This window comes from Nocardia bovistercoris, from assembly GCF_015674855.1.
Taxonomy (GTDB): domain Bacteria; phylum Actinomycetota; class Actinomycetes; order Mycobacteriales; family Mycobacteriaceae; genus Nocardia; species Nocardia bovistercoris.
The window spans coordinates 181,286-195,676 of record NZ_JADMLG010000005.1 but is presented as its reverse complement, the minus strand read 5'-3'; the positions used below and the strand labels follow the sequence as shown (position 1 = coordinate 195,676).

At 69.4% G+C, this 14,391-nt stretch carries 12 protein-coding genes; 6 read left to right on the top strand and 6 right to left on the bottom strand.

Annotated features, from left to right (window positions below; translation table 11 throughout):
* Nucleotides 1-2: 2 nt before the first annotated feature.
* Nucleotides 3-1,184 carry a GuaB3 family IMP dehydrogenase-related protein gene (locus IT779_RS14595; RefSeq protein WP_196150050.1) on the top strand — a complete coding sequence of 394 codons (1,182 nt, stop codon included), beginning with the start codon at nucleotides 3-5 and terminating at the stop codon, nucleotides 1,182-1,184.
* 4 nt (nucleotides 1,185-1,188) lie between these two features.
* On the opposite strand, the gene IT779_RS14590 is transcribed toward IT779_RS14595, so the two are convergent.
* On the bottom strand, nucleotides 1,189-2,043 hold the full coding sequence (locus tag IT779_RS14590; RefSeq protein ID WP_196149846.1) for an alpha/beta fold hydrolase: 855 nt from the start codon (nucleotides 2,041-2,043) through the stop codon (nucleotides 1,189-1,191).
* A gap of 144 nt (nucleotides 2,044-2,187) precedes the next feature.
* Between IT779_RS14590 and guaA the strand changes: the two genes are divergently transcribed.
* Nucleotides 2,188-3,759 carry a glutamine-hydrolyzing GMP synthase gene (guaA, locus tag IT779_RS14585; protein ID WP_196149845.1) on the top strand — a complete coding sequence of 524 codons (1,572 nt, stop codon included), beginning with the start codon at nucleotides 2,188-2,190 and terminating at the stop codon, nucleotides 3,757-3,759.
* A 25-nt stretch (nucleotides 3,760-3,784) separates the two neighbouring features.
* On the opposite strand, the gene IT779_RS14580 is transcribed toward guaA, so the two are convergent.
* From IT779_RS14580 to IT779_RS14565, 4 genes are all read right to left on the bottom strand, one after another.
* Nucleotides 3,785-3,970, bottom strand: a complete 186-nt coding sequence (locus IT779_RS14580; RefSeq protein WP_196149844.1) for a hypothetical protein — start codon at nucleotides 3,968-3,970, stop codon at nucleotides 3,785-3,787.
* Nucleotides 3,971-4,063: 93 nt separating this feature from the next.
* Nucleotides 4,064-4,285 carry a hypothetical protein gene (locus IT779_RS14575; RefSeq protein ID WP_196149843.1) on the bottom strand — a complete coding sequence of 74 codons (222 nt, stop codon included), beginning with the start codon at nucleotides 4,283-4,285 and terminating at the stop codon, nucleotides 4,064-4,066.
* Nucleotides 4,278-6,314, bottom strand: coding sequence for a PspC domain-containing protein (locus tag IT779_RS38790; RefSeq protein WP_332838802.1), 2,037 nt, complete (start codon nucleotides 6,312-6,314; stop codon nucleotides 4,278-4,280). The genes IT779_RS14575 and IT779_RS38790 overlap by 8 nt, the downstream gene beginning before the upstream one ends.
* A gap of 79 nt (nucleotides 6,315-6,393) precedes the next feature.
* Complete coding sequence (locus IT779_RS14565) at nucleotides 6,394-7,044, bottom strand: MspA family porin (RefSeq protein ID WP_196149842.1); 651 nt, start codon at nucleotides 7,042-7,044, stop codon at nucleotides 6,394-6,396.
* A 336-nt stretch (nucleotides 7,045-7,380) separates the two neighbouring features.
* Between IT779_RS14565 and IT779_RS14560 the strand changes: the two genes are divergently transcribed.
* Nucleotides 7,381-8,793, top strand: coding sequence for an ATP-binding protein (locus IT779_RS14560; RefSeq protein WP_196149841.1), 1,413 nt, complete (start codon nucleotides 7,381-7,383; stop codon nucleotides 8,791-8,793).
* Between the two features lie 576 nt (nucleotides 8,794-9,369).
* On the top strand, nucleotides 9,370-10,005 hold the full coding sequence (locus tag IT779_RS14555) for a response regulator (protein ID WP_196150049.1): 636 nt from the start codon (nucleotides 9,370-9,372) through the stop codon (nucleotides 10,003-10,005).
* 243 nt (nucleotides 10,006-10,248) lie between these two features.
* Here the strand turns inward: IT779_RS14555 and IT779_RS14550 are convergent, their stop codons facing one another.
* The gene (locus IT779_RS14550) at nucleotides 10,249-11,391 is read right to left on the bottom strand and encodes a serine/threonine-protein kinase (RefSeq protein WP_196149840.1); all 1,143 of its coding nucleotides are present in this window, start codon (nucleotides 11,389-11,391) and stop codon (nucleotides 10,249-10,251) included.
* A 426-nt stretch (nucleotides 11,392-11,817) separates the two neighbouring features.
* On the opposite strand from IT779_RS14550, the gene IT779_RS14545 reads away from it, so the two are divergent.
* A complete protein-coding gene (locus IT779_RS14545) occupies nucleotides 11,818-12,588 on the top strand; it encodes a hypothetical protein (RefSeq protein WP_232541752.1) in 771 nt (256 codons plus the stop codon).
* Nucleotides 12,585-14,165, top strand: a complete 1,581-nt coding sequence (locus IT779_RS14540) for a DNA polymerase Y family protein (protein ID WP_332838801.1) — start codon at nucleotides 12,585-12,587, stop codon at nucleotides 14,163-14,165. The genes IT779_RS14545 and IT779_RS14540 overlap by 4 nt, the downstream gene beginning before the upstream one ends.
* Nucleotides 14,166-14,391: the final 226 nt, after the last annotated feature.

Below are 14,391 nucleotides of genomic sequence, written 5' to 3'. Positions count from 1 at the left end.
ACTTGCGCGACATGGTCGAAATCGGCATGGGCCGAACGGCCCGACGCACCTACGAACTGGACGATGTAGACATCGTCCCGTCGCGCCGCACCCGCTCCTCGAAGCAGGTATCCCTGTCCTGGCAGTTGGACGCCTACCGTTTCGAAATCCCCTTTCTCTCCCACCCGACCGACGCCTTGGTCTCACCGAGATTTGCCGTGGAACTGGGCAGACTGGGCGGTCTCGGCGTAATCAACGGCGAAGGTCTCTGGGCCCGCCACGCCGATGTCGAAGCGAGAATCGATCAACTGCTGGAATTGGTCGACAAAGGCGGTTACGAGCGCGCGGTCGCCCTGCTGCAAGAACTGCACGCCGCCCCCATGCAGCCGGATCTCCTGGCGGCAGCGGTAGCGGAGGTGCGCGCGGCAGGAGTGACGGTAGCCGTCCGAGTAAGCCCTCAAAACGCCCGCGCCTTGACCCCCGCGTTGGTGCAAGCGGGCGTAGACCTGCTGGTGGTCCACGGCACGATCATCTCCGCCGAACACGTGAGCGGCCCGGCCTCGCAAGAGGCAGGCGAGCCACTGAACCTGAAAACGTTCATCGCCGAGTTGGACGTCCCCGTGGTCGCGGGCGGAGTGAGCGATCACCGAACCGCCCTGCACCTGATGCGAACAGGCGCGGCGGGCGTGATCGTCGGATACGGCTCGTACCCCGGCGCGACGACGACAGGCGAGGTACTCGGTATCGGCGTCCCGATGGCGACAGCCATCGCGGACGCGGCAGCGGCCCGACGCGACTACCTGGACGAGACCGGCGGCCGATACGTACACGTCATCGCCGACGGCGACGTAGCGACATCGGGCCACCTGGCGAAGGCGATCGCGTGCGGCGCGGACGCCGTGATGCTCGGCGTCCCGCTGGCATCGGCCGCCGAAGCTCCGGGCCGAGGCTGGTACTGGCCCTCGGCCGCCGCCCACCCCTCGGTACCACGCGGTTCCCTGTTGCACGTGGACGATCCATGGGACCTCGGCGGCGAAACCACCTCCGAACCGATCCGTCCGACCTTGGAACGCGTCCTGTTCGGCCCCTCGGACGACCCCTTCGGCTCCCTGAATCTGGTCGGCGGCCTCCGCCGCTCGATGGCCAAGGCGGGCTACTCGGATCTGAAGGAATTCCAGAAGGTCGGCCTGAGCGTCCGCGCCTGATCTCCTACCCCCGGTGCCGAGCCCCCCGGTGCCGAGCCCGACTCCCCTCCAAAACCCGCACCACCGGCCGCCGGGGCCCGACAGCCTCACGCAAGAACCGCCGAATAGCGTGATTGACCGGCGCCGGATGCGTCATGGTGACCGCGAGCCGTGCCCCCTCGATCTCGACGTAACTCGCTCCACGCAACCCCTGAACGAGCCGTTCGGCCCGATCAGCCGGTATCCCACTGTCGGTAGGGTGCACGACGAGCACGGGACATCTGATCTCGTGCAGCCGATCGAGTACCGACTCCCGACTGAGCAGACACCCCGCAGCCACCTCGATGCCTTCGCGTGCACGACCGAGCCACCGCTTGGCCCAGATACCCCGGTACCAGTCGTCGTCCCCGATCAGCCAGTGCGCCAACCGATCAACGGCCGCCCGCCGCGAATCGTCGTCGTACCACTGGTCGAGGAATTCGCGGGTGGCCGTGGTCTGTTCCTCGGTTGGCCCGTGCGCTTCGGTACCGATCAGGATGAGCGCCGAAACCCGTTCCGGCGCTATGAGTGCCGCGCGCAGAGCGGTGAATCCGCCTTGTGCGGTGCCGCCGAAGACGGCGCGTTCGGCGCCGAGGTGGTCGAGGACGGTGAGCGCGTCGCGCGCGGCGGTCCAGTAGGTGAAGGGCAGTCCTTGTTCTCTGGTGCGGCCGTGTCCGCGCGCGTCCCAGGTGACGATCCGGAATTCCGGTGCGAGCGCGGCGGTTTGCGAGGCGAACATGGTGCGGTCCATGAAGAATTCGTGCGCCAATAGCACCGGGGGGCCGTCTCCGCCGCTGTCCTCGTAGTGGATTTCGGCGTCTATCGCACGGGCGAATGGCACCGCATGAGAATAACGACCGGCGCGCCGCCGCGAGACTGGATTCGCCCCGCTCGGTCAGGTTTCCCGGGCGAGTTCCATCGGTCGCGGCGGTCGAGCCCGCCGGTCGTGCCCATTGGTCGCCGTGCGGTGTGGCCTCACTAGACTGTGGCGGTGGCAGAATCCCAGAGACCGGTCCTCGTCGTCGACTTCGGCGCCCAGTACGCCCAGCTGATCGCGAGGCGGGTGCGTGAAGCGAGTGTCTTCTCGGAGGTGATTCCGCATACCGCGACGGTGGAGGAGATCGAGGAGAAGCGTCCGCTCGCGGTGATTCTGTCCGGCGGCCCGTCCAGCGTGTACGCCGAGGGCGCTCCGCAGCTGGACAAGCGGCTGTTCGACCTTGATGTCCCGGTGTTCGGCATCTGTTACGGATTCCAGGCGATGGCGCAGGCGCTCGGCGGCACGGTCGCGCATACCGGCACCCGCGAGTACGGCCGCACCGAACTCAATATCGACGGCGGCGTCCTGCACGGCGGTCTGCCCACGATTCAGCCGGTGTGGATGAGCCACGGCGACGCGGTCACCGACGCGCCCGCCGGTTTCGAGGTCACCGGGACCACCGCCGGTGCTCCGGTGGCGGCGTTCGAGGATCGCGCGCGTCGCCTCGCCGGTGTGCAGTATCACCCGGAGGTGCTGCATTCGCCGCACGGCCAGCAGGTGTTGAGCCGTTTCCTGCACGAGATCGCCGGTATCCCCGCCACGTGGACGCCCGCCAATATCGCCGAGGCCCTGGTGGAGTCGGTGCGCGAGCAGATCGGTGCGGGCCACGCCATCTGCGGCCTGTCCGGCGGTGTGGACAGCGCGGTCGCGGCGGCGCTGGTGCAGCGCGCCATCGGCGACAGGCTCACCTGCGTGTTCGTCGATCACGGTCTGTTGCGGTCGGGGGAGCGCGAGCAGGTGCAGCAGGATTTCGTGGCCGCGACCGGCGCGAAGCTGGTGACGGTCGACGCGGTCGGCAAGTTCCTCGGTGAGTTGAAGGGCGTCACCGATCCCGAGGAGAAGCGCAAGATCATCGGCCGGGAGTTCATCCGGTCCTTCGAGGACGCGGTCGCCGAGATCGTCTCCGAACAGGGCGATGCGGCCGCGTCGGTGGAGTATCTGGTGCAGGGCACGCTGTATCCGGATGTGGTCGAGTCCGGCGGTGGCAGCGGGACGGCGAATATCAAGTCCCACCACAATGTGGGCGGTCTGCCCGATGATCTGGAGTTCGAACTCGTCGAGCCGTTGCGGCTGTTGTTCAAGGACGAGGTGCGCGCGGTGGGGCGCGAGTTGGGGTTGCCGGAGGAGATCGTGGCGCGCCAGCCGTTCCCCGGCCCCGGTCTCGCCATCCGCATCGTGGGCGAGGTCACCGGTGAGCGCCTCGACACGCTGCGCCAGGCCGATGCCATCGCGCGCGAGGAGCTGACGGCGGCCGGGCTCGATCGCCAGATCTGGCAGTGTCCGGTGGTGCTGCTCGCCGATGTGCGCAGTGTCGGCGTGCAGGGCGACGGCCGCACCTACGGTCATCCGATCGTCCTGCGGCCGGTGTCGAGCGAGGACGCGATGACCGCGGACTGGACGCGGCTGCCCTACGAGGTGCTCGAGCGCATTTCCACCCGCATCACCAACGAGGTCGCCGATATCAACCGGGTGGTGCTCGATGTGACGAGCAAGCCGCCGGGCACCATCGAATGGGAGTGAGCCGCAACAGGTTCGGGGCGGTCGGCTAGTCGGTCACGGCCGCTGCGCCGCGCGGCGGTCGGGCCTGGCCGAGAACGAGTTGGCCGAGCAGGATGCCGCCGAGCCGGATTCGCGGATGTGCGGTTTCCGTCGCCCTCGGCAGTGTGTGCTCGGGCTGCTTCGGCGCGAGCTCGGCGGGGTGGGCGGGCTCGTCGAAAGGTGTTGTGGCCATGGGGGTCTCCGTATCTCGAAGGTCGGCGATCCGCCCGGTATCGGGCGGATCGTCTCGGTTCAGGGCCTGATGGGTTGTGAGAACTGTTGTCCGTCAACGGCGTCCGCGCGGAGAGAGCACGAGGCCGACGCCGACGACGATGGCGGCGGTCACGATGATCCAGCCGAGCGGCAGCGCGGTCAGCGCCGATACGGTCGAGGGGCCCGCGAGGGCGCACGCGCTCACCGCGAGGGCGAGCAGTCCGACGATCAGCAGTGACAGCGAGGGGCCGCGGCGTATCCGTTCCGGAGCGGAGTTCTTCTGTTCCTCAGCCACGGCGCACCTTCACATCGCCCATGTTGACGTCGATGGTGAGGTCGAGCACCGGGGCTCCCGGTGTGTTCGGGCCGCTGATGCCGGTGGGGCAGCTCTGGTCACCCATCTTCACCGTGCATTCGGTGCGTACCGTCATGCCCTGTGGCAGTAGGACTTCGGCCGAACCCATCTGCACGGACACCTCGACCGCGCGGTTCTCGGTGAGTTGCAGCGACCGCAGATCGAGGGTGCCGGAGCCGAGGGACACGTGGTACGCGGCATCGAGTTCGGTCATGGTGGCGGGTGTCCAGGTGCGGTCGCCCATGGTCGACTCGTCGAAGTCGACGGTGCCGATCAGGGAGGCGACGAAGACGAACGCGGCGAGCGGCGCGGTGACCACGAGCAGGCCGTAGCCGCGGCGCAGGAAGGCGCCGACGATCAAGCCGAGCCCGATCACCGCGAGCGCGACCGCCCCGATCCTGGCGGGCGTCATCCATTCCACACCGGACGCCGCCGCGGCCCCCGCACCGGCCGCGGCCAGGATGGACAGGCCGATCACGACCGATGTGAGCCGCGAGCGCGGCCGCTTCCGCGGCGGTGCGACGACCGGACGCGCCGGGGCCGGTTCGGGAAGATCCCAGGCCATGGGGGCGACACCGAGCGGATCCCAGGACGGTCGGGTCGGCGCGTCCATGACGCTCCCGCGATTACGCGGCGGCATTTTCGACATGTCGGGCGCGCTTCTCGCCGGGCCGGAGCCGTCGGCGCCGCGCGAGGTCACATCGGTCGCGGTCCCGGGGGTACGGTCTTCGCCGTCGTCGGGAGCCTTGATGTCCTCGGTCGAGGACGCCGCCCCGGATGCCGTCTCCTCGGACGCCGCGGTCTCGGAAACCGCCATATCCGATGTCGCGGTAGCGCCGGAAGTCGCTGCGTCGAATGCACCGGTCACCGCCGCGACTGCGTCGGGTGTGGTGCTGCCCGCCGCGGTGCCGCCGGGTGCGGTGGTGCTGGATGGATGTGCCGCGGTCCCATCGGTGCCGGATGCGGGTGTGCCTGCGGCGGTGGTGCCGGTCGCGGCGGTGGTGCGCGATGGGGCTGAACCGACCGCAGCGGAATCGACTGTGACTGTGCCTGATGCGGCGATGCCAGCGGCAGTGGTGTCGTGTGTGGTGGTGCTGGGTGTGGGTGTGTCGGCCCGAGCGGTATCGGCTGCGGGTGTGCCCACGACGGTGGTGCCGGATGCGGTGGTGTCGGATGTGGCCGTGTCCGTTGCGGCGGTGCTGGTCGCGGTGCCGGGAGTCGCTGAATCCGCTGCCGCCGCGGTGGCCGAGGGCGGGTTGGTGGCGTCTTCGCCGGGCACTGTGCCGTCCTCGCCCTTCCGTAATGTGACGGTGTCGCGGGTGACCTGTGCTCCGGTGTCGGAGTCGACGGTGGCGGTCGGCGGGTACGGGTCGGGGACGTAGGTGTCCGGCAGTTTCGTGTAGGGCGAGTACATGCTGGTCGCCGGGTTGTCGGGGGCGTAGAAACTGCCCGAGCCGCCGACAGGGAATGCGGTGCCTGGATAGCCGGTGGCGGTGAGCCCGCCGTCGAATCCGGGTTCGGCGAGCGCACTGGTGCCGGGTGGTGGCTGGGGTGTGCGCATGTGCAGCATCCACCAGCCCGCGAGCATGAGAGCGAGGCTGATCACGCCGGAACCCGCGAGGCCCATGCCGACCGGGCCGACGGTGGTCGCGGCGATGGCGAGGGCGACGATGAGCACGATGGTCTTGGTCGGCGACTGCGAGCTCGCGCCCCTGCCGAACAGTGACTCGGCGGGCGAATGGTCGTCGCCTTCCTGGTTCAGCAGCAGCCATCCGGCCAGGTAGAGGACGATCCCGGCGCCGCCGAACAGCGTGGAGACCACGAACGCGACCCGGATCAGCACCGGGTCGATGTGGTAGCGCCTGCCGAAGCCCGTCGCGACACCCGCGATCGGCCCCTGCCGCGGCAACCGGACGGGCCGCGTGTGCCACATCTGCTGGAGCTGATCGCCGAAGCTCGTTTTCGTCATGTTCCCATGGTCGGCCGACGCCGCGCGCCGCGCATCGGGGGGAACCCTGAAACTCCCCCCGAGCGCGGTCTGACCCCGCTTACAGGACGATGACGTCGCCGTACACAGCCCCGTTGCCGTTCACCTCGGGCGATTCCACCTCGATCCGCGTGTAGGGCCGAATGCTGAGCGGACCGCCGCAGCCTTCCACCTTCAGATGGAAGTCGCGGCTCATCGCGTAGCCGATGCCGCCGCCGGACAGGGGTTTGGTCGCGACCTCGATCTGTTCGATGGCGCCCGCTTCGACTTCGAGATCGAGGCCGATCGACGCGGAGATCTCGGGACCGATCGAGGCGTTCAGCCCCGGCGCCAAGCTGTCCGGACTTGCGCCGAGTCCCAAGGTCAGTCCCGCTCCGATGCCCGCCCCCAGATGTGTGCCGAAGCTCAGATCGATGTCGACCGCGCAGCTCACCAGATATCCGGTCTTCAGCATCCCGGTCCCCGGACTGTCGATCTGCCCGTACGAGGTGTTGTCGAGGAAGACTTCCCGCGTGGTCGGCATGCCGTTCTGCGGCGGGACGGGGACGGCGACGAGATCGGTGTGGCCGACGGTGAACGCGAAGCCGTTCGGTGCGGTGTAGATGTTCTGATGTGCCGCGTAGGCGGCGGCGTCGGCATGGCCCGCGCCGATGATCCCGAGCGCGAGAGTCGCGATCGATAGAGCGGCGGCGCGCGCGGACTTGTTCGACATGATTTCCTCCCCGAGCGGGCCGCGGTGTCGGATTCGACGGAGTGTCGCGGCCCTGGAAAGAACCTATGTCGGGGGTGGGGTCCGCACCGAATCCCCCGGTCGTATCGATGGCGAAAATCACTGGCTGACGGTGTGTACGGGTTTTCCGGTCCGGTACGACGCCGGTGTCCGTTCCGTCCCGCGCGAGCGGAAGTCGGCGCGCGTTGTTCGGACCGGATCCGGCGGCGTGTCGATTGCCTGCGGATTCGGCGTGTCACAGGGTTGGCGGCGGCCGCGTGCCGGTATCAGGGTGATTCCTGATGTCCGGTGTCGGTCGGACGTGCCACTATCGGTGCTATGTACCCGACTGTTCCAGCGTCCGACGCTGCCCGCGGAGCGGTGGGGCCGCGGCCCGAGCCGGTGGGTGGATTCGGGTTCGGCGCCGGTCGCGGGGGGCCGGTGCCGGTGCTCGATCTGGGGCCGCAACCGCAGGTGCGGTTGGTCAGGAGGTCGGGCGGCCGGGTCGTCGGCGGGGTCGCGGGCGGTATCGCCGATCATCTCGGCTTCGACGTGTTCACCGTGCGCATGGCCTTCGTGCTGCTGTCGGCGCTGGCGGGCGCGGGGATCGCGGCCTACGGGCTGCTGTGGATCTGCACGCCGGGCGGTGCGGATTCGGCCCGGCCGTCGCCTACCGAGCGCAGGCAGGCGGTGGGTCTCGCGCTGCTCGGGCTCGGCTCGGCCGTCGCCGTTTCGTGGTTGATGAGCGGGACGATCGCGGCGAAGATCATCGTCCCGATCGTGGTGGTCGCGCTGGGCGCGGCCATGGTGTGGCGCGAGTACGACACCGAGGGGCCGCGTTCGCTGCTCGGCCTGCCCGCGCGTCCTTCGGTGGTCACCTGGGCGCGCATCGTCGCCGGGATCACCATGATCGTGCTCGGACTCGGTGTCGTGGTGCTGGCCAGGATCGATCTCGGGTCGCTCGGTTCCGCGCTGCTCGCGGTCGGCGTCGCGCTGGGCGGGGCCGGGCTGCTCACGGTGCCGCTGTGGCTGCGCATGATGCGTGCGCTCAACGCCGAGCGCGCCGCGCGCATCCGCAACGAGGAACGCGAGGAGATCGCGTCCCACCTGCACGATTCGGTGTTGCAGACGCTCGCGCTGATCCAGCGGCAGGCCGACGATCCGCAGGAGGTCACCCGGCTCGCCCGCTCCCAGGAGCGGGAGCTGCGCAAATGGCTGTTCGAGGACGCGGGTCCCGCACAGTCGAGTCTGGCCGCGGCGCTGCGCACCATCGCCGGTGAGGTGGAGGATCAGCACGGCGTGCAGGTCGCGCCGGTGACGGTCGGCGATGTGTCGATGGACACCGGCGACACCGGCTGCGGGCTGCCGAAGGAACATTTCACGGCGCTGCTCGGTGCGAGCCGGGAGGCGCTGGTGAACGCGGCCAAACACGCGGGCGTGCCGAGTATCGACCTGTTCGCCGAGGTCGAACCGCATCAGGTGAGTGTGTTCGTGCGCGATCGCGGTAAAGGTTTCGAGGTGGAGACGGTCGCGCAGGACCGCCAGGGTCTGGCCAAATCCATTCGCGGTCGGATCGAGCGGCGCGGCGGTCAGGTGGAGATTCTTTCCACGCGCGGACGCGGCACCGAGGTGCGGATCATCATGCCGCGCACGGATTCCGGTGCGGACGAGCAGGACTCCGCGGCGGAGAAGAACGACGCGGCGGAACACGATCCCGCTGAGGTGCGGGAACCGGCGCTGCCTTGGTCGTGACCGAGCGCAGAAGTGAAACCTACGCGATGTGGCGGTGATCGGCGTTGCGTTGGTCGTGACCGGGCGCAGGAAGTGAATCCCACGCGATGCGGTGGTGATCGGCGTTGCGTTGGTTGTGACCGGGCGCAGGAAGCGGATCCCACGCGATGCGGCGGAAATCGGCGTTGCCTCGGGCGTGGTCGGGCGCGGGAAGCGGATCCCACACGATACGGCGGAAATCGGCGTTGCCTCGGGCGTGGTCGGGCGCGGGAAGTGAATCCCACGCGATGCGGCGGAAATCGGCGCGGCGGCGGTGGCGCGCGCTCGACCGTCCCGATCACCGTGTGCCCACACTTGCCGCGTAACCCATGTCCCGTGTGCGAATTCGCGGAACCGAGCCCGCCGGTTCGCGGTGAGGCGCGCGACGAGCAGGCGTCGGAGGCGCTCGGCGCGACCGAAGGCGGACGGTCGGCGTCGCGTGAACAGCGCTGTCGGAGCAGGTCGTTCGCGTGTGATACCGATGACGCGCGGATCGTTCACGGGCGATCGAGGAATTCGGGTGGTGTAATCGCCGAAGTGAGGAGAAGATAGGTGACCGTGCGGGTCTTTCTCGTCGATGATCACGCGGTGTTCCGCTCGGGGGTACGCGCCGAACTCGGTCGCGAGCCGGATATGGAGGTGGTCGGCGAGGCGGGCGGGGTGGCCGAGGCCATCGCCGGTATCGCCGCGGCGAAGCCGGATGTGGTGCTGCTCGATGTGCACATGCCCGACGGTGGCGGTGTCGCGGTGCTGGCAGGCATCCAGGACGGTCCGGTCTGCTTGGCGTTGAGCGTGTCCGACGCGGCCGAGGACGTGATCGCGGTGATTCGCGCGGGTGCGCGCGGCTATGTCACCAAGACGATCTCGGGAGCCGAACTCGCCGACGGCATCCGGCGGGTCGCAGGCGGTGACGCGGTGTTCAGTCCGCGGCTGGCCGGATTCGTCCTCGACTCCTTCACCGGGCGCTCACCGGTGCCGGAACCGCCGCTCGACCCCGAACTGGATTCGCTGACGCCCCGCGAACTCGAGGTGCTGCGGTTGCTCGCGCGCGGCTACACCTACCGCGAGATCGCCGAGAACCTGTTCATCTCGGTGAAGACGGTGGAGACGCACGCCTCCAACGTGTTGCGCAAGACCCAGCAGTCCAATCGCAATGCCCTGACCCGCTGGGCGCATCGCCGCCGTATCGATTAGGCCGCAGGACAGCTGAGTCAGCCGCGGTCACATAGCCGTCCAACCCGCTTGCGGGGGCACCACCGCCGGGGCCGTCGACGGTCGCTCCACCGCTGAGCTCATTCGCGCGGTCACATGACCGCTGAGTCGATCCGCAGGCGCGTCACTGCCGGGTTCACCGCGGGTATATTGCCCGCTGAGCCGATTTGCGTTCGCATCACCGCTGCGGCATACGCGTTCGCATCACCGCTGCGGCATACGCGATCACATCACCGCGACGAGGATCGCGATGACGATGATGAGTCCGATCAGCAGCCCGACCGCGATGGCCAGCGGCGCATTGCTCGGCGCGTTGCCCTGTGCGCGTTGCCCGAGCGCGCGCTGCTGCTGCGGCGTGGCGGCGGGACGACCCGGCTGCTGACGCGGCTGCGGGCGCGGCAGCGGCGCGGAATGCGGACTGCGCAGTCCCGAGGCGGAGTTGCGGGCCGCCCACGGCGGGATGGTGCCGTCCTCGGTGCGCACCGGTACGCCGAGAATGTAGGGGCTGGTGCCTGGACCGAATGCGGCGGTGAGGATTTCGTCGCGCGCCTCGGCCATGGTCGGCCTGCGCTGCGGCGCGGGTTCGAGCATGTGCAGCAGGGCGTTGGTGAGGACGCCGGTGCGGGTCGGCGGGATGATCTGTGCCATGGCGGCGCGTTCCACCAGGACGTCGCTGTCCTCGTCGAGTCCGAACGGCGGCTGTCCCTCGATGGCGGTGTAGAGGGTGGCGCCGAGGGAGAACACGTCGCTGGCCTCGGTCGGGCGTGCGCCGCGCGCCACTTCGGGCGGCAGGTAGGCGGGGGTGCCGGTGATGACGCCGTCGGGTTCGTCGGATAGGTCGCCCGCGCCGCGCGAGATGCCGAAGTCGCTGAGTTTGGCCATGCCGACGCCGGGGCCTCGGTCGGCGACGAGGATATTGCCGGGTTTGATGTCGCGGTGCACGATGCCCACCGAATGGGCCGCGGCCAGCGCGTCGGCGACCTGGGCGCCGATCTGGGCGACCTCGATCACCGGCAGCGTCTCGACCATGCCGAGGGCGCGCGCCACGCTGCGCGAGGGTAAGTGCTCCATGACCAGCCAGGGTTCGCCCGTTTCGAGGACGACGTCGTATACCGCGATGGCGTGGTCGTGCGACAGTTTCGCCGCGACCCTGCCTTCGTGCATGATCTGTTCGCGGATCCGGCTCGCTTCGGCTTCCGGCAGTCCGGCGGTGGAGAGCACCTGTTTGATGGCGACGTCCCGGTCGAGCAGCCGGTCGTGGGCCAGCCACACCGCGCCCATGCCGCCCCCGCCGAGTTTGGACTGCAAGCGGTAGCGGCCCGCGACCAGATATTCGGGGCCGACAATGGGGCGTGGGCGATCGATCATGGGTGCAGGGTATCCGAATCTCGTGCTAGGGGGCCTGATTCGAGTGGACGGTGACCTCGGCTCGGACGGCGCGCGCGGTCGCTCGCCGGTTTCTCGGTATGTCTCGACCCTACTCGCGTCGCGGGGGTCGCCGCGCCGTCGGGCGGATACGGTTGTGGCAAATCTTCGGATAATTCCGGTACGTCCGTGCCTGATGTTACTCGTGTGGCTGGTGTCGCGCGGCTGCGGCGCGGCGCTCTTGACGTATCACTCCGGTCGGTTTCTACTTGATTCGTTGTCGAACATATATTCGATAGCGATCGATAGCTGATCGGGTGCTGAAATGTCGCTAGCGCGCGAAGGTGTGAGCTGATCGGCGGGTTGTGCCTCGGGGTCCATCGTGGGAAGCGGGTGGTTGTGGTGGGTTCGGATGTGCGGGCTTCCGATATGGAGAGATGGCGTGAACTGGAGGAACTTCGCAAGAAGATGGCGGCGATCCCGGCGCGAGGCACTGCCGCCGCCACGCGGATGCCGCGTGCGGCCGAATCGCGGCATGCGACCCTTGCGGTGCCACCCGCCCTTGCTGAACTATTGCCGGATGGTGGTTTAGCCAAGGGGTCCGTGGTCGCCTACGCCGGGGCCAGATCGTTGCTCGCGGGCCTGCTCGCCGCGGCCACCGAAGACGGGGGCCATGCCGCCGTGGTCGGCATGCCCCGGTTCGGATTGCTCGCCGCGGTGGAGATGGGCGCCGAATTGGCGCGGATCGCCGTGATCGCCGACCCCGGACCCGATCCAGTCGAGATCGCCTCGGTGTTGCTGGATGGCCTCGATCTGGTTGTGCTCGGTCTCGGCAACCGTGCCGTCCCGCCGTCCCGGTCCCGTGTGATCGCGGCCCGCGCCCGCACCGCGGGCGCCACCCTCGTCGTCGCCGACGGTCACTGGCCGGACCCGGGTCTGCGCCTGGAATCCCGCGTCTGCGAATACTCCGGACTCGGCGCGGGCCACGGCAGACTCCGCTCGCTGAGCCTGGACGTCGGCGTGCGCGCCAGGACGGGACGGCAGCGGCGCGGCCGTATCGACCTGTGCCCGAACGCGGACCGGGTCGAATGGGTCGCGCGCGGGCGCGCCGCCACCGAGATGCACGGCCGCCTCGCCCCTGAGATGCGCGGGCGTCTCGCCCCCGAGATATCCGCCCGAGCGCGCGACACGGCTTCGTGAACGACACCGTGACGCGACCGGGGCGGGCGCGGGTGCTTGCCGTGTGGTGTCGGGATTGGCCCGCGGTGGCGGCGGCCGCCGCGGCGGAACTGCCCGCGACGCGGCCGGTGGCGGTGCTGTTCGGGAACCGGGTGATCGCCTGTTCGGCGTTCGCGCGCGCCGAGGGGGTGCGGCGCGGGTTGCGGCGCAGGGAGGCGCAGGCCAACTGTCCCGAGTTGGTACTGGTGCGCGACGATCCCGATCGGGACGCGCGCCTGTTCGAACCGGTGGTGTCCGCCGTCGACGCGACCGTGCCCGGCGTCGAAGTGCTGCGGCCGGGACTGCTGGTACTCGCCGCGCGCGGGGCCGCACGATATTTCGGATCGGAGGAGGCTGCGGCCGAACGACTCGTGGACGCGGTGGCCGCGACGGGGGTCGAGGCGCAGATCGGCGTCGCCGACGAACTGTCCACCGCGGTACTGGCCGCGAAACGGGCCGCGATCGTCGCGCCGGGCGCGGACGCGGAGTTCCTCGCGCCGCTGCCGATCGCCGAACTGGCCGCCGAACCGAGTCTCGCCGCGCCCGAACGCGCCGAACTGGTGGATCTGCTGCACCGGCTCGGGTTGCGGCGGGTCGGGGATTTCGCGGCGCTGAGTCCGGCCGAGGTCGCCTCTCGTTTCGGCGGCGACGCCGTTGCGGCGCATCGTTGCGCGCGTGCGGTGCCGCAGCGTCCGCCCTCGGCACGCCGACCACCTCCGGAGCTGACCGTGGAGTACCACTGCGATCCGCCCGTCGACCGGGTCGATGCCGCAGCTTTCGCCGGTCGCCTGCTCGCCAACCGGTTGCACGCCGCGCTCGCCGCCGCCTCGGTGGCCTGCACGCGATTGTCGATCATCGCGGAAACTGAAGTGGGGGAACAGCTCTCGCGGATCTGGCGGTGCGCGCAACCATTGACGCCCGAGGGCACCGCCGATCGGGTGCGCTGGCAGCTCGACGGCTGGCTGACCCGCCGCGACCGGCCGAGCGCGCCGATCACCCTGCTGCGCCTGGAACCGGTGGAGCTCACGCGGGCGGGCGCGCTGCAACTCGGCCTGTGGGGCGGGGTCGGCGAGCAGGACGAACGCGCCAAGCGAGCGCTGATCCGCGTGCAGGGCTTGCTCGGCGGCGCTGCGGTGCGGGTCGGCGTGCTCAGCGGCGGACGCGGACCCGCCGAGCGCGTCACCACGGTGGCGCTCGGCGACGAATTGACGCCCGCCGCCGATCCGGCATTGCCGTGGCCGGGCCGACTGCCCCCGCCCGCACCGACCCTGCTGCTGGTCGACCGCCCGCCGGTTTCGCTGGAATCGATCGACGGCAGGCAGGTCACGGTCACCGAACGCGGCGTGTTCTCCGCGGAGCCCGCGGCGCTGCGCTGGGGGGACCGGTGGTGGCGGCTGCGCGGGTGGGCCGGTCCGTGGCCGGTGGACGAGCGGTGGTGGACCGCGCGGGAGAAACCGGCGGCCCGCGCCCAGGTCCAACTCGCCGATGCCGAGGACGGCAAGGTCCTGCTGCTGATCCACCTGGACCGGACCTGGCACGCGGAGGGCGTCTACGACTGATTTACTCGTGCGATACTCGAATTGCGGACATTCGATTCGTGGATTGACTCTCAATGCGACCGGTTCGTATTCGGAATATTTCTTCCGATGGCTCGATAAATCCGTATCGATACCGATTTTCGATCATTGATCGCATTACCCGACTGTCTGTGACATAGGCCCGGTTATGCTCGTATGCGCCACACGGAATCAGATTGCCAGGAGGGGTTCCACTCGCCTATTCGAC

Coding starts and splice junctions, on each gene's coding strand:
- IT779_RS14580 (WP_196149844.1), bottom strand. CDS start 3,970: ATGGCCACAACACCTTTCGACGAGCCCGCCCACCCCGCCGAGCTCGCG.
- IT779_RS38790 (WP_332838802.1), bottom strand. CDS start 6,314: ATGACGAAAACGAGCTTCGGCGATCAGCTCCAGCAGATGTGGCACACG.
- IT779_RS14565 (WP_196149842.1), bottom strand. CDS start 7,044: ATGTCGAACAAGTCCGCGCGCGCCGCCGCTCTATCGATCGCGACTCTC.
- IT779_RS14560 (WP_196149841.1), top strand. CDS start 7,381: ATGTACCCGACTGTTCCAGCGTCCGACGCTGCCCGCGGAGCGGTGGGG.
- IT779_RS14550 (WP_196149840.1), bottom strand. CDS start 11,391: ATGATCGATCGCCCACGCCCCATTGTCGGCCCCGAATATCTGGTCGCG.
- IT779_RS14545 (WP_232541752.1), top strand. CDS start 11,818: ATGGAGAGATGGCGTGAACTGGAGGAACTTCGCAAGAAGATGGCGGCG.